This is a genomic window from Testudinibacter sp. P17/SS/0325, from assembly GCF_053570765.1.
The window spans coordinates 2,312,803-2,333,197 of sequence record NZ_CM131635.1 but is presented as its reverse complement, the minus strand read 5'-3'; the positions used below and the strand labels follow the sequence as shown (position 1 = coordinate 2,333,197).

Genomic DNA, 20,395 nt, shown 5'->3' with positions numbered 1-20,395 from the left:
CAAAAGGATTTGGTCAAGTGATTTTTTTGCTTTTAGTAAAAATAGCAGGATAGTGTATGATAATCCTTTCATTTATCGGTAATGACTATTTATAACAAGGAAAAACCATGTGGTCTGAAATTTTAATTAATTACGGGGTGTTTATCCTCGAGGTGCTGACGATTTTATTGGTGATTGCGGCGATTTTCGCCTTTATCGTCAATCTGCGCCAAAAAGAACAAAGTGCGGTCGGCGAGCTGAAAATCACCGATTTGGCAAAACAATACAAAGAAAATCAGGAAAAGTTACAGGATTTCCGTTTAAGCGACGAACAATTAAAACGGCAGGAAAAAGCACGTAAGAAACAAGACAAGCTGGACGCGAAAGCCAAGAAAAAAGCGGCGAAGAATGGCGAGGCGAGTGAAGAAAAAGCCAAGCCGTGTTTGTATGTGTTGAATTTCCACGGCGATATCCAAGCCAGCGGCACAACCGCACTTGCCAATGAAATCAGTGCGGTTTTGGCGGTGGCGAAAGCCGATGATGAAGTGTTGCTGCGTTTGGAAAGCCCCGGCGGCGTGGTGCATGGTTACGGCTTGGCGGCGTCGCAATTAAGCCGTTTGAAAGCCAAAGGGGTGAAATTGACCGTGGCGGTGGACAAAGTGGCGGCGAGCGGCGGTTATATGATGGCGTGCGTGGCGGACAAGATTACCTCCGCCCCGTTTGCGATTTTAGGCTCGGTCGGCGTGGTGGCGCAAGTGCCGAATATTCACCGTTTGCTGAAAAAACATGATGTCGATGTGGAAGTGATGACTGCCGGCGAATACAAACGCACCATGACGATTTTAGGCGAGAACACCGAAAAAGGACGCGAGAAATTCCAGCAAGAATTAGAGGAAACCCATCAACTGTTTAAAGATTTTGTTGCCACTCACCGCCCAAACTTGGACTTGGAAAAAATCGCCACCGGCGAACATTGGTTCGGGCAACAGGCGTTGAATTTGGGCTTGGTTGATGAAATCGCCACCAGCGACGATCTGATTTTGGCGGCGTTAGCGGATAAAGACGTGTTGGAAGTGAAATTTATGCGTAAAAAATCATTAATGCAAAAAATCGGCAAACAAGCCGAGGAAAGTAGCGACAACCTGCTAATGCGTTGGTTGCAGCGTAGTAACCGCACTTTGTATTAAGCGTGATAGAGATGAAAGTGCGGTTGAGCAGGTGAGTGAGCCGTACCGCACTTTTGCTGAAATCAGGTTTAAATTAGTAGCTGACAACCACATCATCGACTTGTACGCTATCACCATAAACCGGTAATAGCGTTTTGTTGTACGCTTCCAGTAATTTGCCGTTTTTGCCTAAAGTTTCGATTTCACTGTTCAACCAATTCAACAATTCGCTGTCGCCTTTTTTCACCGCTGGCGCAATATAATCCAAATCGCCTAAGCTACGCACACCGACGGTATAACCCGGATTTTCTTTTGCCCAGGCGAACAGCAGCGTGTTGTCGTGTGCCAATGCCGCGCCGCGTCCGTCACGCAAGGCTTCGAAGGTTTCGGTGTTTTGCTCGAATTTCAATAAATTCAGGTTCGGATAATTTTTGCTGAAATAGGTATCAGCCGTCGTGCCTTTGTTGACCAACAAGGTTTTGCCGTCTAATTGTGCCACATCGCTGATGACTTCACCGTCTTTTGATACAATTCCCAATGCCACTTTCATATACGGTTTGGCAAAATCGACCACTTCGGCACGTGCCGGGGTTTGGGTGAAGTTGGCAAGGATAATATCGACTTTATTCGATTGCAGATATTCCACTCGGTTGGCGGCTTCGACTAACACGAAATCAATTTTGTTTTCATCACCGAGCAGATTTTTTGCCAGATCTTTGGCGATTTCAATGTCGAAACCTTGATTTTTACCGTTGCTGTCAACGTAGCCAAAGGGCGGTTTATCGCCGAATACGCCGATCCGAATCACATCATTTTTCTTGATTTGTTCCAGAGAAGATGTGCTTTGTGCGCTGTTGGATTCCGCTTTATCGCCGCAGGCGGTTAAGCCGAGTGCCAACACCAAGCTGCCCAGTAGGGCTGAAGCGTACTTAATGGTTTTTTTCACGTTGTTTTGCATGGTTGAGTTTCCTTCTATTGAGTTAAGTTAATAAAAAATTAATAGCTCAGCATATTTAAAAAGGCTTTTGCGCGCTCGGTTTGCGGCGCGGTGAAAAACGCGTGTGGGGTGGACGACTCGATAATTTGTCCTTTATCCATAAAAATGATCCGATCCGCGACTTTTTCGGCGAACGACATTTCATGGGTGACGATCAACATGGTCATGCCGTCTTTGGCAAGATTGAGGATCACGTCCAACACCTCACGCACCATTTCCGGATCAAGCGCCGCCGTCACTTCGTCAAACAGCATAATATCGGGGTTCATACACAACGAACGTACAATCGCAATCCGCTGTTTTTGTCCGCCGGACAGCTCGCGCGGATATGCTTGTTTACGATCCAACAAGCCGACTTTTTCCAGCAGGCGATCCGCTTGTTGTTCCACTTCGGCGCGCCGGCGTTTTTGCACTTTTAACGGTCCGAGCAGGATATTGTCGATCACCGACATATGCGCGAACAGCTCATAACTTTGAAACACCATGCCGATATGTTGGCGCGCCTGTACCCAAGACATCTCCGTGCCCAGTTTGCCGCAGCCTTGTAGCAAAATATTTCCTGCGCTGATTTCTTCCAGTCCGTTGAGGCAGCGTAACAACGTGCTTTTGCCGCAACCGGACGGACCTAAAATCACCACCACTTCGCCTTTTTCGACGGAAAGTTGGATATTTTGCAAGGCTTGCACGCTGCCGTAATGTTTATCTAAGTGTTGGATATCGAGTAGTGCCATAATGTCGCCTGCCTATTTTTCCCAAATTTTTTCAAGATGACGTGAAAATAACGAAAGGGGATAGCAAATTAAAAAATAAAGGATAAAAATCAAGCCGTAGATCCAAAACGAGGCGGAAGGCAAGGTTAACAGCGAGTTTTCAATAAGTTGTTGTCCGACCTTAATCAACTCCAACACACCGATTAACATTGCCAACGAGCTGGTTTTGACCATGCGGGTGAACAGATTAATTGCGCCCGGGGTGATGCGTTGTAAACTTTGCGGAAACAAAATATAGCGGAACAGTTGCATTGGGTTTAAGCCTAATGCTTGCCCCGACTCGATTTGATGTTTTTCAATCGAGGTCAGCGCACCGCGCACCAAATCGCCCATTTCCGCCGCACCCCAAAACACAAACACCAAAATGCAGACCTGTACGCCGCTGAGGTGCAAGCCGAACCATTTTGCCATGCCGAAATAGGCGAGAAACAGCAACACCAGCAATGGCATAATCCGTACCACTTCCAGATAGAAACGGCAAACGGCGCGAATCCAATAGGCTTTGCCGGTCATCAATAAACCGATGGCAACACCGAATATGCCGGAGAAAAACACCGAAATAAATGAGATTTTAATCGTGATCCACAAACCGCCGAGTAAGCGGGCGCAATTGCTGCCTTCGAACAGAATATCAAGCCCCATATTTTGCTTTCCGTTGTCTGCGTTCCAGTTTGCTGATCAGTAAAGAAACCGGTAGCAAAATAATCAAGTAGAACACCACCAGTAAAAACAACGCTTCGTTGGTTTTATAATCCATACCGATAAGGTCTTTTGCCAAAAACATCAGTTCCGCCACTGCAATCGCACTGACAACCGAAGTTTCTTTCATCAAAAACAGACAGTTTGCGCCGATTGCCGGAATGGAAATCGCAAAGGCTTGCGGTAAGGTGATATAGCGGAACACTTGTTGCGGTTTTAAACCGATACTCAAACCCGATTCAATCTGGTTTTTCGACACGGCTTGCAAACCGGCGCGAATTGCTTCCGCCATATAACTGCCGCCCAAAAATGCCAAGCCAATCACCGCGCAGGTGAAACCGCTGAGTTGAATGCCGATTTTGGAAAGCCCGAAATAGAGGAAAAAAACTTGGATCAACAGCGGGGTATTGCGTGAAATTTCGATATAGCATTTCACCGGCAACTGTAAATACCGCACTTTGTAAGTGGTCACGATACTGCACAACAAGCCGAGCAACAGCGACAGTACAATTCCGGCAAACGCCAGTTGCAGCGTAAGCAGGGTTGCCTCAAAGTATCGCGGAAGAACGCTGTAGATATACGACCAGTTCATATTATGTTTTCAGTCAATTTAGATGACAGAAATCATAAAAGATTGCATTGAGAATAAATAGCTGATTAATTAGACGAATTCGCTATTTATTATAACCAATCGAAATATGACGACTGGATTATTCGCAAAAAGAGAATAATTGATCAATACTTTGACACAACAAAGTGCGGTTGTGGCGGTAGCTGATATCGTCGTCATTCAGTTGCCGCGCCAATACTTTTTTGTGTGGCAGATCGTGATAATCCGCTTCGGGATAGGTGATGATACCGTCAATCACACTTGCGCCGACCGCACTTTCGATCCAATCGATTCGATCTTTGAGCGACAGATTCGCTGCCGGGCTGTGCTCTACGCCAAGATTATCAATAAATAAAATTTTTGCCGCTGATTGTCGCAGGGCTTTGGCAATTTCAGGCAACAGCAACGGCGGCATAATGCTGGTTAGAAAGCTGCCCGGACCGAGCAGAATCAATTCGGCTTGTTGCAGCGCCGTGACCGCTTCCGGCGTAGCACTGACTTGCGGAATTAAAAACAGGCGTTTCGGCAATTGATCGAATTTATCGATATTGACTTCACCGACCACCGTTGCGCCGGAATGCAGTTTCGCCCCCAGATGTACCGGTGTTTCCGACATCGGAATCAAATGCGAACGCACCCGCAGCAAATTACGGATCAAATTCACGCCCTCTAATGGGCGGATCCGCATATCTTCCAATGCTTTTAACATCAAATTACCGAGATTATGCCCGGCGAGATCGCCACTGCCGCTGAAACGGTATTCAAACAGGGCGGAGGCGGTGCTCGGTTCGGTAATCATCTGATTGATACAGTTGCGCAAATCGCCCCAGGCAATGCCGCCGTGTTGCAGGCGGATACGACCGGTCGAACCGCCATTATCGGTGGTGGCGACAATGCCGGTCAGGCGTTCTTTCATAAAGCCCAACGCCGACATCAAGCGCCCCAAGCCATGCCCGCCGCCAATGGCGGCAACTTGTTGTAATCGGGTGAGATGTGGCAGACGGTCAGTATGATAATTCATGCAAATACTCGTTTTTAATAATAAATTGCGCTTTTTTCACGTTATTTTTATATTATCCGCTAAAAAACCGCACTTTAAAACGGGGGCAGATCACAAATGCGGAAAATAGCCGCAATTACATCATTTTGGGGATTGCGCTTGTCAATCAGAATGCTAAAATTAGCCCAATTTATTAACAACGCATCACTCCGAGCTTGTTTGACCTACGTTACCGTTATGCTATTAACGGCAATATGGCGACAAGCCTGTTAGCACCGCGGTTTGTGCTACGCCGGATACGCTGGAAACGGTTTATCCGCTCGTGTTTAGAAAGGTGACGAATGCAACCCGAATTTACTTCACAGATCCCGTTTTGTGCGGTCGACAATACGACTGCTTTAGTTGATCGCTTTCAGCGCAAATATCAATATTTACGCTTATCGATCACCGATGTATGCAATTTCAAATGTAATTATTGTTTGCCCGACGGCTATCAGCCGAAAGCGGACAAGCCCTCGTTTTTAACCTTAAGCGAAATCCGCCGTTTGATTAATGCCTTTGCGGCAATGGGCACGGAAAAAGTGCGGATCACCGGCGGCGAACCGACCTTGCGCAAAGATTTCAGCCAAATCATCGAAACCGTGCGCGCCAACGACAAAATCAAAAAAATTGCGCTGACGACGAATGGTTACCGCATGGCAAAATCCGTTGCCGATTGGCAGGCGGCAGGTTTGGACGCAATTAACGTCAGCGTGGACAGCCTTGATCCGAAAATGTTCCGCCAAATCACCGGCGAAAATTTGTTTCATCAGGTGATGAGCGGCATTGATAAAGCGTTTGACATCGGTTATCAGCAGATTAAAGTCAATTCGGTGCTGATGAAAGGCTTGAATGATCGTGATTTCGAGGCGTTTTTGGCGTGGATTAAAGATCGCCCGATTGAAATGCGTTTTATCGAACTAATGCAAACCGGCGAGATGGATCATTTTTTCCAACGTCATCACCTTTCCGGCACGGTGTTAATGCAAAAACTGTTGCAAAACGGTTGGCAATTACAGCAGCGTGCCGTGACCGACGGTCCGGCAAAGGTGTTTAAGCACGCCGATTATCAAGGTTCAATCGGCTTGATTATGCCGTATTCGAAAGACTTTTGCGCCGATTGCAACCGGTTGCGCGTGTCGGCGAAAGGCTTGTTGCACCTCTGTTTGTTCGGCGAAGAAGGCACGAATATTCGCGATCTGCTGCAACAAGATTGGCAGCAAGCCGAGTTGCAACATCGCCTGTTGTCGGCGTTGCAAGGCAAGCGCGAACACCACTATTTACATCAAGGCGACAGCGGCGTGCGACCGCACTTGGCATCTATCGGCGGCTGATCGCCCCATTCTATTTATCGAGAAACTTATGCAGCAATTTACCCATATCAACAGTAACGGCGAAGCCAATATGGTCGATGTCGGCAATAAAGCGGAAACCGTGCGCGAGGCGTGCGCCGAAGCATTGGTGACCATGTCGGCACAAACCTTAAACATGATTTTATCCGGTGATCACCATAAAGGCGATGTGTTCGCCACCGCACGCATTGCCGGAATCCAAGCGGCAAAGCGCACTTGGGAACTGATTCCGCTGTGCCACCCGTTATTATTGACCAAAGTCGAAGTCAATCTGACCGCACTTCCGCAAAGCAACCAAGTGCGGATCGAAAGTCTGTGCCGTTTAAGCGGCAAAACCGGCGTGGAAATGGAGGCCTTGACCGCCGCCTCCATCGCCGCCTTGACGATTTATGATATGTGCAAAGCGGTGCAAAAGGACATTGTGATTGAGCAAGTGCGGTTGTTAAGCAAAAGCGGCGGCAAATCGGGCGATTTTTTGGCGGAAGAAACAGGAGAGGGTAAATGATTAAGGTGCTGTTTTTTGCGCAAGTGCGTGAATTGATCGATTGCGACGAATTACAACTGGCGGCAGAGTTCGCTACGGCGGAAGCGTTGCGCCAACATCTGGCAAGCAGAGGCGAAAAATGGGCATTGGCATTGCAAAGCGGCAAATTGCTGGTGGCGATCAATCAAACCCTAATGTCGCTAGACAGCCCGCTTCAGGACGGCGACGAAGTGGCGTTTTTCCCACCGGTGACAGGGGGCTGAGATGGATTGCGAGATTCGGATTGCGGTACAAAGCGAAGTGTTCGATCAAAGTGCGGTTTACCAATGGTTGTCCGCACCGAACAGCAGCGGTGCGGTGGTGCTGTTTATCGGCAAAGTGCGCGAAATGAACCTCGGCGACAGCGTGCAAACCCTGTATTTGGAACACTATCCGGCAATGACCGAAAAAGCCTTGCGCGACATCGTGCAACAAGCCTGCCAACGCTGGCAGTTGCAACGGGTGCAACTGATTCACCGTGTCGGCAAATTGCACACTGGCGATGAAATCGTGTTGGTCGGGGTTAGTTCCGCTCACCGCGGCGACGCGTACCACGCCAACGAATTTATTATGGATTACCTCAAAACCCAAGCGCCATTTTGGAAAAAAGAACTGACCGACAAAGGCGAACGCTGGATCGAAGAACGCGCGAGCGATAAGCAAGCGGCGGAGAAGTGGTAGGTGAATCGTTAGTAATCAAAAGCCTTGATATTTAAGTATCAAGGCTTTTTTGTATTTGCTGGCGACATCTGAATTGATCGCTGTGAATGGCGTAAATACTGGGGTTTTATCAATTCAGTTTTTGATTGTATTACCAACTGTATTACTAAAAATAAAAATCACAGAAAAAAATAAAAAAAATCGAAATAAAAAAATAAAACTTTTATGGGGGGGTTAGCTACTTATCTACTATTTTAGATCGATATGATTTTAACTTATTGATATTAAATGCTTTTGTTTTCAGTAGTTGACTGATTAGATGAAAAGTACCTCGTTTTTATTTTGAAAACAGCTACTACTTTTTCACGACAACAAAAAAGGGCGGTTAAGCCCTTTCTGTATCGTTGGTTATGTTATCCCTCCCACTCCTCAAACGTGGCGTGGCGGTCTTTCCAGTAAATATTAGTGAGCTGCGCATTGTCTTTTTTGCGCTCTTCTAGCGTGGCTTTTTGCCCGGCTTCTTTCAATGCGTCCGGCAATGCTTGCTTAAAAGATAACAGGCTTAATCGCTGGTTGTAGTTTTGGCAATCGCAGTATTTGAGATAGGCTTGATAAAGTGCGCTATCTGCGTTGCGTTTGCTGGTGCCGCTTCCCCAATAAAGCCCGTTGATTTTTGCGTTGCGCTCTCGTAGCGAATCGCTTTCGTTGATCGGCTCGACTTTAAACGCTGAGGCGAAATCAATCAGATGATTTGTTTTTTGCTTGATATTCACCCCGTCAGCGTGATTTTTAAAGTTTTCTAAGATTTGCCGGGCTTCTTCCGGATTATCTTTAAAACGGTTTAGCAACAAGTGAACAATACCGTAAATTTCACCTTTGATTTTATCAATAAAATTCACGTCTTTTTTGCTTTCGGGGATTGGCTTATCAAAGAAAATAATCACTCGGCGGCGTGCGATACCGCCGTTTCTGTCGGTGAATAAAATCGGGTCATTGGTGATCATCATGTAATTAGCCGTTGGCTTATAGTCAAACGGATCTTTATACAATAATTTGACCGTCATTAAATCGCCACCAGTGAACGCTTTTAAACCGTCTGCGCTGCCGGTGTAGGGTTTTTGATCGGGTGAGTACGCAAAAGACTTACCAATGAACAATGACCGTGTTTCCGCCTTGTCAAAATCTTTGATTGCCATTATCACGCTGTTGCCGCGTCCGTTGAGCGTGGCGGCGATTTCACCAAGTAATGATTTTCCAGCACCACCAACGCCGGTGACTTCAAGGAATAACCCCCAATGGTGTTTATTGGTTAGAATCATGTATAAGCCAGCCAGAATAGCGGATTTCTTTTCTTGGCTGCCGTTGGTGGCAAAATTTAGCCAATCATTAAAGTGCGGTGTTGCCTTGCTGGAAATGCGGCAAGGGAAATGATCAATCAGCCTCAAACCCAGATCGGGATTATGTGCGATAAATTCACCGGTCTTTTTATTGAGCGCGCCATTCGTGAAGCCGATGTAATCCATGCTTTCTATTGGCATTTCGTCAATGCTTAGCGTGATCAGCTCCGCCAGTTTTCTCAAGGTGTTGATTTTGTAATCCGCTTTTTTGTCGCGATAAAAGGCTAGAACTTTGCGCTCTAGTCGTTCCTGCGCGACTTCTTCCCACACTGCGCCGGTGTATTGGTAAGTTTTGCCTAGGGTAATATCTCGTTTCAAAGGGCAGTTGTGCCACGCTATGAATGCTTTCACTTTGTCGTTATCGCGGGCATGATGAAGATCAATTTCAGCGGTGGCATTTTCCGCCACCACCGCCGCTACGGTATCACCCGCACGAATGCGGGCGATATAGTCGCTTAAATCTTCGTTTAACTGTCCTACGTTATCGCACAATGTGACTTTATCGGCGGCAGTGTGTACCGCCAAATTATGACAAAGTGCGGTGATTTGTGCGGCCGCAAGTTTCCCAAATTGGTATAAGCCGATAATTTTCTGATCTGCTTTGGCAATTCGTAAGCGGTGGAGTTCTGCCAATTGCTCATTACCGATAATCACCGGCTTAATGCCGTCTTTATCTCGGATCTGTTTTGCCAGCACCTGCCACCCTGTGCCGTTGCCGTCTTTGCCGTAAGCGTGCCACGCACCACCACCGACAAGAATAACTGCTTCATGTAGTGGCGTGTCCGGCTGATCTTTCAAGTGCGGTGCGTTTTTTAATCTAGCCATTGATAACCTCTTTACCTAAATCAAGGCGTTGAATGCGAACTTCTTCAAACTGATAACGATTGATTAGCGTTTTGGTCTCTTCTAACGCTTGATAATGGTTATCGCATAAAGTGAGCTTGTATTGTTTGCTGTTAGCCGTGATTCCGGTTATTTGCCACTTTATCGGGTCGCCGTTCAGTGGGATAACTTCGTGTGATTGAAAGCCGTCCAGCAACCGCCGCGCAAATTTAGCAAAATCTTCGGCGTTCTTGTCGGTTTTGTAAAATCCTAGAATAAGCGGCACTGAACCGCTCAATTCTCCAGCCATACCGTGATTAAAGAACGCTCTGAGCATAAAACAGGTTTTAGATTGTTGAGTAGTGTTAGCCATGTTTCACCTCCAAATCAGTCATGATGATTGTTCTATGGCGCAATGGTGCGCTTTCATCAAGCATTTTTTGATAGCTCGCCTTGGCTTGTTCTCGCCAGTCCTCGGCTAGACTGTCGGCGTTGATGATTTGGCTGATGTGGTTAAGGTTTCCGCCTGTCCATTCGGTGGCATTGGCTAGATATTGCTCGCCTAATTTTTCATTAATAAATCGCCTGATTTCGGGAGTTTCGGCTAGCACCTTGCCTAAAACGTGGTAATTCATGAAATGGACCGCTAAGTTAGCGATTAAGCCGATTTCTTCGCCTTTTTGGGTTTCGATGTGTTTGGCTTCGTTAAATCCGTAAGGCAAGTTATAAGCGGTAGCAAGCTCAGCAAGATAAACGTCAAAAGCATTGCGTCTGTCTTCGGTGATTAGATTACCCTCGGCGGTTTTCGCCATAACCGATTTAAAAATAGCGTTCGGGCTTGGTCTGCTGGTGGCTGAATTACGCATAAATCACCCCCTTGACGTCAGCAGAAAGGACAATAGGCGGATTTGTGGCAGTGTTGGTATGGGTTTTCATGATGGGATTTCCTGTTATTTTAGTTAGTGAATTACCGCCCATAATAGGGGCGATAAGGCAATCAACTACCGATAACAGTCGGCGGGGCTTATTCGTGCGATTGCTCGCCTTATTTCGCCCTCTTAACCTTATCGCCAATTCGGTATTAAACGGGTGTAGTAAGCCCGTTTGAGGAATTTTTGATAAAAAAATACCGCTAAGCTGTCGGGTGCGGTTGCCGCTGTTATCATTAGTCGTGTCAAGGTGAGTAGCCTTAACGTTAGAAATACTAACGACTTTATTTTTCGCTGTCAATGCACCAGCGGTCAAAGTGCGGTCATTTGCGGCGCTGTCGGGCAAACGTCCTAACAGCACCAGCACAAAATCCCTGCCTAAAACGGCGCGGGCGTGGGTTTCGCTGTCGGCTTGAATACGGATTTGTTGCGCTTGGGTTTTGTCGTAGTGTTGGCGGGAAATGCCTAAAAATTGATAAATCATGGCTGTAACTCCTTGTGTGATTTTAGAAGTTACCGCGGAAGTTTCGAGGCTTGGGCGGTAACGTGCGACGGGCTCGAAAACTGCGACACAAGGAAAGCAGCAAAGGGCGAAACCTTTCCCATCGCACGCCACCATAGATAGACGGTTTTCCGTCTTTTTGGGTGTGCGAATGCTACGCATAAAAAAACACGCTTCGGGCGTGTTATGCGCCTTGTATCTATTCGAGTTTCGAGGCTCGGCAGTCGATTTTGCGACTGCGCAATTAAAATAGCCTAAAGTGCGGTGCGGTGTAAAGTGATTTCGATCACATTTTTGAATATTGGTAGGGTGTCCGCCGTTGGCTGATACTGCTGCCAACGTTTGGGCGGTGGTGGTTTTTCGGGTATAATTTTGCTTAGCCATAGTCTTATCCTTAGTAAGATGGTTGGTTAGAACGCCCTTGAGTGTTGCACCACTTCGGGGCGTTTGCTTTTTCGTGTCTATTGCAATACAATTGGTTGACACTTGATAAACTATAACGAGGTGATAACCCCATGTCAACCACTTTCAAAACTAAAGGCAATAAACAGATTGCATTGCGTGTAGATCCATTGCTTGAAAAAGGTATTAGCGAGGCTGTTAAAATTGATGGTGACGCTTCTGTTTCTGCTTGGATAAAGCGCATAATCCGTAAAGAACTTGCCACTCGTGGCATTGAGTTGAAGGGGTAAGAGGTTGATTTTAAAGCAAAGCCGAAAATTCGGCTATGTAATTCATTGTTTTTAAAGCAAAAACCAAAATTGGGTTTTGTAGTAGGTGTCATAAATTTTAGGATACCTAGACAGTTAAGCGGGGTATGTCCAAAAAACGCTACACCCCCCGCAAGAAATTTGGTATCATGTTCTTGATTTAAATTCACGTTGATAGCCTTTGAGCTACTTTGTGAAAATAAATCCGTGAATTGGTAATGTATCAAGTTCGTAGTTGTGAAAATGATTATAAGTTTAGGCATATGCTTATAGTCCTTTAAATTAGGCTGGAGTGATTCCAGCCTTTTTTATTGGTTAATGGAAAACGTCACAAAGTGATTTTTTCTGTTTCGGTTTTTTAGTATTGCGGTGAACCGTTTTCAGTGTTCGATTAAATACGGTTAATAAATTCACTTCCATAAAATCCACCAGCAACGGAATATTACTTGTGGCTTGCTGTACGGCGATAATATCCGCCAGCTCCTCAAACGTTTCTACCTGTGAAGTAACAATGAAAAAATTATTTTTGCTTAAATGCACCGCATGGAAAAAGCCAAGCTCTTCATCATAGCTAAAAGTAAAAAACGGATATTGATTTTTATAGCGTGTAATCAATATCGGCAGTGCGCGAATTTCTTGTTCTTCGGTTAATTCTTGGTTCATGATTGTTTTGCTCCTATTAAATTAATGGCGTGTTGAATTTCGTTATCGGTGATGAATGCTAACTCTAAATAACGTTTGAAATGTTGCTGCTGATATTTCAATTTGGCGTTATAAAGCTCGGCGACTTTGTGGATTTGTTCGGCACTTCCCAATAAATAACGGGTGTAATTCCGTCCGGTTTCGCTTTTTTCTCTTACTCGCTCAATCTCAATATTCAAGGTTCTCTCGATTTCGTTCACCTCATTGCGGGCATTCAGAAAGTGGCAATTGAAATAAGATTCCTTTTCGCTAACACCGATATGCGGATTGGTGATCAAGGCTTTTGCGACGGTCATTAATCGGGTCATTGTGTTGCTCCTCGATTTGCTTTTTGTTGCTCGATCCATTCCGTGACTTCTGCCAAATCCCAGCGAATAAAGTTGCTGGTCAGGCGGATAGGCTGCGGAAATTGATTTGTTTTGACTAACTCATTGAGTTTTGTGCGCCCAAAGGAAAGCATTGCCATAACCTCGGCAGTGCTGATCCATACTTGGTTTTTTTGGGGGGATTGTGGTTGTATTTTCATTAAATAACCTCTCGTCCGTTTTGTTTCGGGGTGTTGCGTAACGTTACGGGGGTTATTTAAGTCAATTTTAGATGTTTTGAAAAACCTATAAGCAACTTACCTGATTACATAAGTTGCTTATTAGATCATATAAGTTGCTTTTATGATCTATCAGATAGTAAAAAAGCCCTTGTTAGGGCTTTCTTTTTGGGTTTAGTTGTCTAATCCAGTTTATTATTGTTCTAGGATTTTGTGTTAAATCTAACTTGTCTTTTAATTGGTATGCCATATCTTCTAAAGATATTGTGTTATCTTTTTCCCAAATATCTTTAGCCCATTCTTCGGCTTTTAGTTGTTCGGGTTTCTTTTTCTTTGGAGATTTACCTTTTATAGAACGCTCAACTTTAGCGGAAACCTTAGTATAAGAATAAATTTCGTTAATACTTGATTTCATCATTGAATACATGAAGTTAAATAGTATGATGTATTTTCGATCTATTTTCTTTCTATCGTTAAACTCTTTATTCATTTCTTGAACATCAGGGAATATATATTTCAAATCATTTTTCATAAATTCATCTTTAGTTTCAACTAAACAATTAAATAAATGATTTATTAAATCCAATCTCAATAACAGCTGTTCCTTTGTATATTCTGGTATTTTATTGTCCTCTAATAAATTACCAAATGCGTCATATTCATCTTTCCCAATCTCACTAATGGCATTATTCCATATGGTCAATGCTTCATTTAATTGGGAGTCTGATAGTTCTGCCTCAGTTTCAAGTCGTTCGATAAGGCTGAGTAATTTAGTTGAAATGAAATTAAAATCCATAACGCCCCTTTCGCATTTATCCTTAAGAGTGGAAACACACCAACAAGATAAGGTTTCTTGCTTTCGGGGATCAGCCTAGGCGTGTTTTATTGGGTTATTGTATCTTTTTTTGTAGCTGATTGTTACATGTAATACAGACTGCGTTAGTTGCTTCTGGGGGATCGGTGTCCAGTGTAATCGCTATATTGTGCGTATCATTTACATTTTTTCTTTTTTCGTACCAATTCCCCATTGAGTAATTTGATCCTTTTTGATAAAACTCGAATATTGATTCAGTTTTACAATTCTCACACCTTAATTTTATTGTATGATTATCAATTACCACTATTTACCCCTCTCTTATTTGATATTAATTATTATGTTAATCTTTTGTTCTTCGCCACCAGCAGCCGGAATAAACGTCGCTGTGCCGGTTGCTTTGAATAGTGGTTCAGGCTCTTTCTTCTGTTGTGCTTGGCGATAGCTGTCTATTTTCTGCTGAATGAATCTAGCTCGGTTAAGTTCTTTTTGTTCTTTCTCTATTGCTTTAAATTTTGCTTTGCGGTCAGCAATAGCGGTATAAATGATGGAGAAAATCGCAAAAATAACGATACTAATTAAAAATAACTCCCAATGAGCAAAAATAAATCCGGCAGCAAAAAAGAGTATGTAGGGGGCTATAAATAACAAAAAAAATACTTTTAATATATATGTCATCGCATGCCCCCATCATCATTAATCATACTTAGAAAGTACCAATAATAGCGGGGTATTTCAATTATTTTATGATGTTTTTAGTCTCTTTTTTAAACTCTTCTAAAAAGGTTTGGGCGGTGGTTTTTAGTGCGCGGTCTTTGCCTTGGCTTGCGCCTTTTTCTATAAAGTGCCGTCCGGGCATTTTCTGCGTACCGTAGTTCACCATCCACCAGTAAAAAGGATCGGTGTTATCCCGTGTATTTTCGCCCACTCTCGCCATGCGCTTTTTACCAGCTCGGCGAATACCTATAAAGGTTCGTCCGCTTAATCCGTCCTTGGCGACTTTGGTTTTATGCCGCACGTTCTTCTTTACGGTGCCTTTTGCCCGAAAGCTGGCCGCACTTTTTAACACGGGAACATTCGGACGAATGGATTTCTTTAAGTCATTCGCACCAGCGGTTAAGGCTTTTCGGATTGGCTTTCGTGCGGCTTTTAATAAGGCTTTCTCAACCTTTCCCATGTTGATTTTTATCTCGGCCAGTCCGCTGATTTTGGTTGTTGTTCCCATTGTTTCCCCTTATGGTACAGGCGGCTGCCACCGCCTGATTATGCCTATTCGTCGTCTTCGTCACTGTCTTCTTCGTTGCGATAAAAGCTGATCGCATATTGCAACACGGCGTTGCGGTACACGCTGTTATCGTCATCGGTGCTGTATTGAATGCTTTCAAGATTGCTTGATTCCAAGAGGTCAATAGCGGGCAATTTGCGGATATGTTGGATCACCTTTTCCGCCAAATCGTCTAGGTGTTCTTCCGCCACCACCGCCGGCACATACAAAGAAACGTTTAATTTACCGCTCCAGTAACTGCCGCATAAATCGTCATCATCGGTTTGTAATTGATCAATATACACCGACAATGCCGGGAAATCGGCTTCATTCAAAACCAATAAATGCCCGTTGTGGTAAAATCGAATTTCGGGGAAGTGTCCGCTCAGGTGTGAAAAAACATGATTGCGGATTGTTTTAGCTTGTTGCATTTTTGTTGCTCCTTGGTTTGGGTTATAAATCAATGCCGTTGAAGTTATCAAGGGCGGTTTTGTGTGCTTCGCTCATTTCAAAGGCAATATCGCCATATTCCAGTTGATAAGTGCCGAATGCCATTAAGAACGCAATTGCCGGGTCGATTTTATTCGCCGCCTTTTTCTTGTTGGGCTTAATGTTGGCGTTGGCGTCGGTTTCCATGACCACGTTAGACAATGCCCACGCTAAAACCGGATCGCCGTTGTGTTCGATGACCTGCCGATTAATCAGCACTTCCGCCGATTTCGCCACCGGGCTAAAACGCTGATAGGTTTGCGGGAATGGCTCAACCTCAAGCCCTGCGCCTTGTAATTGGGTTCTGAGGTGCGTGGCGTTCCATACGTCAAAGCCGATTGTTTTCAGCTCAAATCGTTCTGCGTCCTTTAAAATATCGTCTCGGATTTTGTCATAATCGATACAATCGCCCTCGGTGGTGATTAACCAACCTTGCCGCACCCATTGCCGATAGATAGCACGGTTCTTGTTCGCCACGTTGTTAAGCTGAAATTCGGGGATATAGTGCCGGGCATATAACCGCACTTTGTTACCGTGCGGAAAGGCATAGCATACGCTGGTTAAATCGTTGGTGCTGGATAGATCCAATCCCATGTAACATTCTTGGTGAAGTAAATCGGTTTCGCTGTAATCCCGTTGGCACGCCGCCCAATTGCCGTCACCTAGCCACGGCGTAGAGCCTTGGCACCACACATTAAAGCGTTTTGTCAGCATTTCCACCCATTCCGACGGAATGCCGCGCGCTTTTTTAATCGTGTTCTCGAAGTCTAAGTGCGGTATCGATTTGCCGATATTCGGATTCGCCTTGATCCAATTGTCGGGGTTGTCTATTTCGCTCTCTTCGTCCAGTTCAAAAATCAGCACAAATAATGAATCGTTGTGCTCGTTGCCGTCTAAAATTTGACAACAATAATCATAGTGCTGTTTACAGGCAGAAATCACATTGCTTCCGGCGGTGGTGATCGCGAATAGCAATCCCTCTGGGCGTGCGCCTTGCCCTAATTCCAGTGCGCTGTACACGCTGTTGTCGCTGTGTAAGTGGTACTCGTCCACAATGGCAAGACTGGGGTTTGTTCCCTCAATGGTGCTTGACTTCGCCGCCAGCGGGCGCATAAGGCTGTTATTTTTCGGGTAGATCATTTTATGTTGCAATATGCTGACCCGTTTTTTAAGCGGCTTTGAGAGTAGGCACATTTGGCGCGCGTCATCAAACACGATTCGGGCTTGGTCTCGGCTCACGGCGGCAGTGTAAATATCCTGTTGTCCTTTTTCCATGATTAGAAACCAGTTGGCAAGCACGGCGGCAACGGTAGATTTTGCGTTTTTGCGTGCCACTTGAACATAAGCGGACCGGTATTTTCTCAATCCGGTAGCTTTATGCTTGAAGCCGAACAGGTTAGCAAATAAAAATTGTTGCCAGTCTGACAACGCAATCGGCTGTCCGCGCAAATGTCCTTTGACGTGCGGGCATAGACGAGAAAAGGCGATAAACTGCGTTACAGTCGTTTCATCGAACACATAAAGCGGATTATCTAAGTCCGAAAAATAGCGCGCCACCGCTTGTTTTATGCGCTTACAAGCAATGATTTGACCGTCTTTTACCGCCGTTGCGTAGTCGTGCCACTCGCTCATTTATGCCCCTAGCTGATCTAATTCGTCCATATCTTCGGTTTCCACCGGCGTTTTACGGCGGCTAACCGGATCGAAACCCAGCAAGGACGACATTTTAATCATAATTTTTTCCGCGTCAGCCTTGGCAGTCAGTGCCGGATTGCGTGCTTCCGTGCCCTGGGAATTGGTGATCGAAAAGCCACGCTGTGCCAAATCTTGAACCGCGCGGCGATAAAGCGAGTAGTTCAAGCAGTACATTTCAAGGTGAACTAAATCCGCGTCTTGAATATCGCCACGCTCTAATAGCTGTTTGATTCGCGCTTTCCATTGTTGTGTTGCGATGTCGTCTAAGTAATCCGGTACTTTCGGGGTTCTGCGTCTCGTCATTGTGTTTCCTATATTTTCAAAAAAATCATCGTGCGTAAAAATTAGAGGGGGCGGGCGGTTTTCGTTGGGGCGGGGTTTGTTTCCAAAACTCCCCCCACCCCTTGCTTACCGCTATTCAAAACATGCTTATCAAATTAAAGTCATTCAATATCAATGTGTTATTATTCTTTGCTTGATTTGTTTAATCCCCTTAACTTTCGGGAACGTTACTTCTTCGCACCATAACCCCGTTTATCTATCACCCTAGTCTTGTAGCTGTGGCAGTCACGGCATAAGGCTTGATGATTGTCAGCCGCCCAAAACAGCGGATCGGCTTGCCCGTTCTCTATTGGTGTGATGTGGTCTATCACGGTTGCCGCACTGTATTTACCCTTGGCTAGGCACATCACGCATAGCGGGTGAGCCTTGAGATATTGCGCGCGGTACTTCGTCCAATGGCTATCATAGCCACGCTGTGAGGCGGTCAGGCGGTTATCTTTCGGCTTATGCTCCTCACATCGTCCGGATTGTACTTTGTTACGGCAACCGGGATAGGTGCAACGCCGCAATGGTTGATAAGGCATAGGCTATCATCTCAATATAAACAGGGTTCACGGTACACACTCCATAGCGCACTAATCGACATCGGCACGGTATGAAGTGCGGTGTCGGTGGTAATCTCACGGTTAGCATAGAGATGACCGACATACATCAAACAGCCAATCTTGATAGACTGATTAAACGGCACTGTCTCTGCTGTCAGACTATCGCCAAAGGTTTTGCCGATATGCGTTTGTGCCACCTCAAGGGCGGCCGCGATATAACCGGTAATCACATTGTCGTCCATATCGTGATCGACAATTAAATGCGCCTTGGCTTCGTCTAAGGTGATGAAACTATCGGGCATAGGCTTCCCCCTCTTTACACATCAATTGAATTTCCCGGTGGCTCTCTCGGCTGTCTATCACCGAATAAATCGCCAATATGCGATCGCCGTAACGCAACCGCATTTTGTTGGTGATATTCGGCAGATAGCGGATTCTCACGCGGATAATGTTTTCTCCCAATTGGTACGGACCGCTAAAATATTCCCGTCCTTGTAACGGTTCGATAGCGGCGTGAACGGTTGCCACATCTTCCCACGTGGTTGTATGGTGCCCGTAATTATTCGGGGTACGAATCGGGCGCTGAATGGTGACTGGCTTGTTATAGCGTCCTGCCTTAATCATTCTTGCCATTGCCCGCCTCTTTCTCGTTGCCGCCTTTTTTCACTTCGACGGTTTGCTTCCATGCTTGGCTAAATTCCTCGCCACCGGCATACGGGGTTAAACCCTCTTTGCGGCGGACTTCATTCGGGCACATCACGCCGGATTTAATCGCCACATCGTAACTATTGAAGCGGTCATTTTGACTGGTGCGCAATAAATCGCTGGTGTCAAATTCAATCAGATAGCGTGGTGAAGTGCGGTTCAAATCCACCATAAGCGCGTCTTTCAGTTGCTGTTCAAAATTCGTCAGCCACGGGCGCAAGGTTTGCGACAAAAACGCACGGCTGGCTTCGCTGAAATTGCTGTAGCTGCTGTTGGAATAGTCTTGTAAAAAAATCGGGCTGATATTGAAAATGCGGGCAATATCGCTAATCGTGAACGTGCGGCTTTGTAACCACTCGGCGTCTTGGTTAGTCATGCCCAATTGCTTATATTCCATTGAGCCTTCAAGCACCGGCGTTTTACCGGCGTTTTTTGCGCCTTTGTAGCGTTCAAGTGCGGCTATGGCTTTTTTAGCTTTTGCTTCGTCCAGCCATTCCGACGTAGTAATAATGCCGCTTGGCATTAAACCGTTTTTCATCACTGCCGATCCGTGGCGTTGTTGCGCTAATCCTAGCCCTATCGTTTCACGGCAAATCGTAATCGGGGAACGTCCCATAAAGCCGTCATCGGACGAGTGCCGCAAGTGTAAAATCTCGTCCTGTAGATAGGTTTTGACGTTGCCGCTTAAATCGGTGATTTGATAAATATAGCTGCCGTTCAGTTTGCGTTGAATATTAACCGCACTTGGTGGGTAGGGCGTTAAGGATAACGGCTCGCCGCTTTTATCCCACTCAATCACCGCATAGGCATTACCATTTAACAAGCAGTGCCTCATCATCGTGTATTTGAATTGGTACGGCGTTTGATTGCGGTTCGGCATTTCATTCAGCAAGAAATCCACCGGGCTGTTAAATACCCGTTCCCGTCCATCCTTTTCCAAGCGATACAGATAACAGGGCATAGCCGCCACCGCCTCACTAATCACCGTGACCGCATTCAACACGGCGGGCAAGGCTTCGGCAGTGGACGGGCTGACAAATTCCCCTGCGCCGGTATTGCTCGCCCCTAGGTAAGATAAATACTCGTCAATGGTGAATGCGTTGCGCTGTTCCGTTTTGCGTTTAAATAAACCAAACATGA

The 20,395-nt window shown here is 45.6% G+C and carries 28 protein-coding genes and 1 riboswitch; of the genes, 6 read left to right on the top strand and 22 right to left on the bottom strand.

The features are described from left to right. Positions 1–107 precede the first annotated feature (107 nt). Positions 108–1,166, top strand: a complete 1,059-nt coding sequence (gene sohB / locus ACWA50_RS11155; RefSeq protein WP_431052543.1) for a protease SohB — start codon at positions 108–110, stop codon at positions 1,164–1,166. A 73-nt stretch (positions 1,167–1,239) separates the two neighbouring features. On the opposite strand, the gene ACWA50_RS11150 is transcribed toward sohB, so the two are convergent. The 5 genes from ACWA50_RS11150 to ACWA50_RS11130 all read right to left on the bottom strand — a co-directional run bounded on the left by ACWA50_RS11150 (position 1,240) and on the right by ACWA50_RS11130 (position 5,242). After that, entirely contained in the window at positions 1,240–2,091 is an 852-nt protein-coding gene (locus tag ACWA50_RS11150; protein ID WP_431054345.1) for a cysteine ABC transporter substrate-binding protein, read from the bottom strand. Positions 2,092–2,141: 50 nt separating this feature from the next. Further along, entirely contained in the window at positions 2,142–2,873 is a 732-nt protein-coding gene (locus ACWA50_RS11145; protein WP_431052541.1) for an amino acid ABC transporter ATP-binding protein, read from the bottom strand. Between the two features lie 12 nt (positions 2,874–2,885). Next, positions 2,886–3,554: an amino acid ABC transporter permease gene (locus ACWA50_RS11140; protein ID WP_431052539.1), complete on the bottom strand. Its 669-nt coding sequence runs from the start codon at positions 3,552–3,554 to the stop codon at positions 2,886–2,888. Then, positions 3,544–4,203 (bottom strand): amino acid ABC transporter permease, encoded by a 660-nt coding sequence (locus ACWA50_RS11135; RefSeq protein WP_431052537.1) that lies wholly within the window; start codon positions 4,201–4,203, stop codon positions 3,544–3,546. Before ACWA50_RS11135 ends, ACWA50_RS11140 begins: the two co-directional genes overlap by 11 nt. 118 nt (positions 4,204–4,321) lie before the next feature. After that, positions 4,322–5,242 (bottom strand): gluconeogenesis factor YvcK family protein, encoded by a 921-nt coding sequence (locus ACWA50_RS11130; protein ID WP_431052535.1) that lies wholly within the window; start codon positions 5,240–5,242, stop codon positions 4,322–4,324. A 174-nt stretch (positions 5,243–5,416) separates the two neighbouring features. Next, a riboswitch (molybdenum cofactor riboswitch) is annotated at positions 5,417–5,574 on the top strand. On the opposite strand from ACWA50_RS11130, the gene moaA reads away from it, so the two are divergent. From moaA to moaE, 4 genes are all read left to right on the top strand, one after another. After that, on the top strand, positions 5,563–6,594 hold the full coding sequence (gene moaA, locus ACWA50_RS11125) for a GTP 3',8-cyclase MoaA (RefSeq protein WP_431052533.1): 1,032 nt from the start codon (positions 5,563–5,565) through the stop codon (positions 6,592–6,594). It overlaps the preceding riboswitch by 12 nt. A gap of 28 nt (positions 6,595–6,622) precedes the next feature. Beyond that, positions 6,623–7,117, top strand: coding sequence for a cyclic pyranopterin monophosphate synthase MoaC (gene moaC / locus ACWA50_RS11120; protein ID WP_431052531.1), 495 nt, complete (start codon positions 6,623–6,625; stop codon positions 7,115–7,117). After that, the gene (moaD, locus tag ACWA50_RS11115) at positions 7,114–7,359 is read left to right on the top strand and encodes a molybdopterin synthase sulfur carrier subunit (protein WP_431052529.1); all 246 of its coding nucleotides are present in this window, start codon (positions 7,114–7,116) and stop codon (positions 7,357–7,359) included. The genes moaC and moaD overlap by 4 nt, the downstream gene beginning before the upstream one ends. A gap of 1 nt (position 7,360) precedes the next feature. Beyond that, positions 7,361–7,816, top strand: a complete 456-nt coding sequence (moaE, locus tag ACWA50_RS11110; RefSeq protein WP_431052527.1) for a molybdopterin synthase catalytic subunit MoaE — start codon at positions 7,361–7,363, stop codon at positions 7,814–7,816. 392 nt (positions 7,817–8,208) lie between these two features. Here the strand turns inward: moaE and ACWA50_RS11105 are convergent, their stop codons facing one another. From ACWA50_RS11105 to ACWA50_RS11090, 4 genes are read right to left on the bottom strand one after another with little or no spacing between them, the layout of a single operon-like run. Then, the gene (locus tag ACWA50_RS11105; protein ID WP_431052525.1) at positions 8,209–10,017 is read right to left on the bottom strand and encodes a DNA primase family protein; all 1,809 of its coding nucleotides are present in this window, start codon (positions 10,015–10,017) and stop codon (positions 8,209–8,211) included. Beyond that, positions 10,010–10,387: a hypothetical protein gene (locus ACWA50_RS11100; RefSeq protein WP_431052523.1), complete on the bottom strand. Its 378-nt coding sequence runs from the start codon at positions 10,385–10,387 to the stop codon at positions 10,010–10,012. Before ACWA50_RS11100 ends, ACWA50_RS11105 begins: the two co-directional genes overlap by 8 nt. Continuing rightward, a complete protein-coding gene (locus ACWA50_RS11095) occupies positions 10,380–10,880 on the bottom strand; it encodes a hypothetical protein (protein WP_431052521.1) in 501 nt (166 codons plus the stop codon). The genes ACWA50_RS11100 and ACWA50_RS11095 overlap by 8 nt, the downstream gene beginning before the upstream one ends. Next, on the bottom strand, positions 10,873–11,829 hold the full coding sequence (locus tag ACWA50_RS11090; protein ID WP_431052519.1) for a host cell division inhibitor Icd-like protein: 957 nt from the start codon (positions 11,827–11,829) through the stop codon (positions 10,873–10,875). The genes ACWA50_RS11095 and ACWA50_RS11090 overlap by 8 nt, the downstream gene beginning before the upstream one ends. Positions 11,830–11,960: 131 nt before the next feature. Between ACWA50_RS11090 and ACWA50_RS11085 the strand changes: the two genes are divergently transcribed. Further along, positions 11,961–12,137, top strand: coding sequence for a hypothetical protein (locus tag ACWA50_RS11085; RefSeq protein WP_431052517.1), 177 nt, complete (start codon positions 11,961–11,963; stop codon positions 12,135–12,137). A gap of 333 nt (positions 12,138–12,470) precedes the next feature. Here the strand turns inward: ACWA50_RS11085 and ACWA50_RS11080 are convergent, their stop codons facing one another. The 13 genes from ACWA50_RS11080 to ACWA50_RS11020 form a co-directional block, all read right to left on the bottom strand. Then, complete coding sequence (locus tag ACWA50_RS11080; protein WP_431052515.1) at positions 12,471–12,818, bottom strand: hypothetical protein; 348 nt, start codon at positions 12,816–12,818, stop codon at positions 12,471–12,473. Further along, positions 12,815–13,165, bottom strand: coding sequence for a hypothetical protein (locus tag ACWA50_RS11075; RefSeq protein WP_431052513.1), 351 nt, complete (start codon positions 13,163–13,165; stop codon positions 12,815–12,817). The genes ACWA50_RS11080 and ACWA50_RS11075 overlap by 4 nt, the downstream gene beginning before the upstream one ends. Further along, the gene (locus ACWA50_RS11070) at positions 13,162–13,383 is read right to left on the bottom strand and encodes a helix-turn-helix transcriptional regulator (RefSeq protein ID WP_431052511.1); all 222 of its coding nucleotides are present in this window, start codon (positions 13,381–13,383) and stop codon (positions 13,162–13,164) included. The genes ACWA50_RS11075 and ACWA50_RS11070 overlap by 4 nt, the downstream gene beginning before the upstream one ends. Positions 13,384–13,555: 172 nt before the next feature. Next, positions 13,556–14,197, bottom strand: a complete 642-nt coding sequence (locus tag ACWA50_RS11065) for a hypothetical protein (protein ID WP_431052509.1) — start codon at positions 14,195–14,197, stop codon at positions 13,556–13,558. 339 nt (positions 14,198–14,536) lie between these two features. Then, positions 14,537–14,893, bottom strand: coding sequence for a hypothetical protein (locus ACWA50_RS11060; protein WP_431052507.1), 357 nt, complete (start codon positions 14,891–14,893; stop codon positions 14,537–14,539). Between the two features lie 61 nt (positions 14,894–14,954). Next, the gene (locus tag ACWA50_RS11055; protein WP_431052505.1) at positions 14,955–15,440 is read right to left on the bottom strand and encodes an HK97-gp10 family putative phage morphogenesis protein; all 486 of its coding nucleotides are present in this window, start codon (positions 15,438–15,440) and stop codon (positions 14,955–14,957) included. 44 nt (positions 15,441–15,484) lie between these two features. Further along, complete coding sequence (gene gpU / locus ACWA50_RS11050) at positions 15,485–15,910, bottom strand: phage tail terminator protein (RefSeq protein ID WP_431052503.1); 426 nt, start codon at positions 15,908–15,910, stop codon at positions 15,485–15,487. A gap of 22 nt (positions 15,911–15,932) precedes the next feature. Then, the gene (locus ACWA50_RS11045) at positions 15,933–17,600 is read right to left on the bottom strand and encodes a terminase large subunit (RefSeq protein ID WP_431052501.1); all 1,668 of its coding nucleotides are present in this window, start codon (positions 17,598–17,600) and stop codon (positions 15,933–15,935) included. Next, positions 17,601–17,966: a phage terminase small subunit P27 family gene (locus ACWA50_RS11040; protein WP_431052499.1), complete on the bottom strand. Its 366-nt coding sequence runs from the start codon at positions 17,964–17,966 to the stop codon at positions 17,601–17,603. It abuts the gene before it with no gap. 206 nt (positions 17,967–18,172) lie between these two features. After that, complete coding sequence (locus tag ACWA50_RS11035; RefSeq protein WP_431052497.1) at positions 18,173–18,529, bottom strand: HNH endonuclease signature motif containing protein; 357 nt, start codon at positions 18,527–18,529, stop codon at positions 18,173–18,175. Between the two features lie 11 nt (positions 18,530–18,540). Further along, positions 18,541–18,852: a head-tail connector protein gene (locus ACWA50_RS11030; RefSeq protein ID WP_431052495.1), complete on the bottom strand. Its 312-nt coding sequence runs from the start codon at positions 18,850–18,852 to the stop codon at positions 18,541–18,543. Beyond that, positions 18,842–19,183: a phage head closure protein gene (locus tag ACWA50_RS11025; RefSeq protein WP_431052493.1), complete on the bottom strand. Its 342-nt coding sequence runs from the start codon at positions 19,181–19,183 to the stop codon at positions 18,842–18,844. The genes ACWA50_RS11030 and ACWA50_RS11025 overlap by 11 nt, the downstream gene beginning before the upstream one ends. Next, positions 19,167–20,393, bottom strand: coding sequence for a phage portal protein (locus ACWA50_RS11020; protein WP_431052491.1), 1,227 nt, complete (start codon positions 20,391–20,393; stop codon positions 19,167–19,169). Before ACWA50_RS11020 ends, ACWA50_RS11025 begins: the two co-directional genes overlap by 17 nt. Between the last annotated feature and the right edge of the window lie 2 nt (positions 20,394–20,395).

Excerpts from the sequence above, each read along its gene's own strand:
- sohB (WP_431052543.1), top strand. The coding sequence starts at position 108 with ATGTGGTCTGAAATTTTAATTAATTACGGGGTGTTTATCCTCGAGGTG.
- ACWA50_RS11145 (WP_431052541.1), bottom strand. The coding sequence starts at position 2,873 with ATGGCACTACTCGATATCCAACACTTAGATAAACATTACGGCAGCGTG.
- ACWA50_RS11140 (WP_431052539.1), bottom strand. The coding sequence starts at position 3,554 with ATGGGGCTTGATATTCTGTTCGAAGGCAGCAATTGCGCCCGCTTACTC.
- ACWA50_RS11135 (WP_431052537.1), bottom strand. The coding sequence starts at position 4,203 with ATGAACTGGTCGTATATCTACAGCGTTCTTCCGCGATACTTTGAGGCA.
- ACWA50_RS11130 (WP_431052535.1), bottom strand. The coding sequence starts at position 5,242 with ATGAATTATCATACTGACCGTCTGCCACATCTCACCCGATTACAACAA.
- moaA (WP_431052533.1), top strand. The coding sequence starts at position 5,563 with ATGCAACCCGAATTTACTTCACAGATCCCGTTTTGTGCGGTCGACAAT.
- moaC (WP_431052531.1), top strand. The coding sequence starts at position 6,623 with ATGCAGCAATTTACCCATATCAACAGTAACGGCGAAGCCAATATGGTC.
- moaD (WP_431052529.1), top strand. The coding sequence starts at position 7,114 with ATGATTAAGGTGCTGTTTTTTGCGCAAGTGCGTGAATTGATCGATTGC.
- moaE (WP_431052527.1), top strand. The coding sequence starts at position 7,361 with ATGGATTGCGAGATTCGGATTGCGGTACAAAGCGAAGTGTTCGATCAA.
- ACWA50_RS11105 (WP_431052525.1), bottom strand. The coding sequence starts at position 10,017 with ATGGCTAGATTAAAAAACGCACCGCACTTGAAAGATCAGCCGGACACG.
- ACWA50_RS11100 (WP_431052523.1), bottom strand. The coding sequence starts at position 10,387 with ATGGCTAACACTACTCAACAATCTAAAACCTGTTTTATGCTCAGAGCG.
- ACWA50_RS11095 (WP_431052521.1), bottom strand. The coding sequence starts at position 10,880 with ATGCGTAATTCAGCCACCAGCAGACCAAGCCCGAACGCTATTTTTAAA.
- ACWA50_RS11090 (WP_431052519.1), bottom strand. The coding sequence starts at position 11,829 with ATGGCTAAGCAAAATTATACCCGAAAAACCACCACCGCCCAAACGTTG.
- ACWA50_RS11085 (WP_431052517.1), top strand. The coding sequence starts at position 11,961 with ATGTCAACCACTTTCAAAACTAAAGGCAATAAACAGATTGCATTGCGT.
- ACWA50_RS11080 (WP_431052515.1), bottom strand. The coding sequence starts at position 12,818 with ATGAACCAAGAATTAACCGAAGAACAAGAAATTCGCGCACTGCCGATA.
- ACWA50_RS11075 (WP_431052513.1), bottom strand. The coding sequence starts at position 13,165 with ATGACCCGATTAATGACCGTCGCAAAAGCCTTGATCACCAATCCGCAT.
- ACWA50_RS11070 (WP_431052511.1), bottom strand. The coding sequence starts at position 13,383 with ATGAAAATACAACCACAATCCCCCCAAAAAAACCAAGTATGGATCAGC.
- ACWA50_RS11065 (WP_431052509.1), bottom strand. The coding sequence starts at position 14,197 with ATGGATTTTAATTTCATTTCAACTAAATTACTCAGCCTTATCGAACGA.
- ACWA50_RS11060 (WP_431052507.1), bottom strand. The coding sequence starts at position 14,893 with ATGACATATATATTAAAAGTATTTTTTTTGTTATTTATAGCCCCCTAC.
- ACWA50_RS11055 (WP_431052505.1), bottom strand. The coding sequence starts at position 15,440 with ATGGGAACAACAACCAAAATCAGCGGACTGGCCGAGATAAAAATCAAC.
- gpU (WP_431052503.1), bottom strand. The coding sequence starts at position 15,910 with ATGCAACAAGCTAAAACAATCCGCAATCATGTTTTTTCACACCTGAGC.
- ACWA50_RS11045 (WP_431052501.1), bottom strand. The coding sequence starts at position 17,600 with ATGAGCGAGTGGCACGACTACGCAACGGCGGTAAAAGACGGTCAAATC.
- ACWA50_RS11040 (WP_431052499.1), bottom strand. The coding sequence starts at position 17,966 with ATGACGAGACGCAGAACCCCGAAAGTACCGGATTACTTAGACGACATC.
- ACWA50_RS11035 (WP_431052497.1), bottom strand. The coding sequence starts at position 18,529 with ATGCCTTATCAACCATTGCGGCGTTGCACCTATCCCGGTTGCCGTAAC.
- ACWA50_RS11030 (WP_431052495.1), bottom strand. The coding sequence starts at position 18,852 with ATGCCCGATAGTTTCATCACCTTAGACGAAGCCAAGGCGCATTTAATT.
- ACWA50_RS11025 (WP_431052493.1), bottom strand. The coding sequence starts at position 19,183 with ATGGCAAGAATGATTAAGGCAGGACGCTATAACAAGCCAGTCACCATT.
- ACWA50_RS11020 (WP_431052491.1), bottom strand. The coding sequence starts at position 20,393 with ATGTTTGGTTTATTTAAACGCAAAACGGAACAGCGCAACGCATTCACC.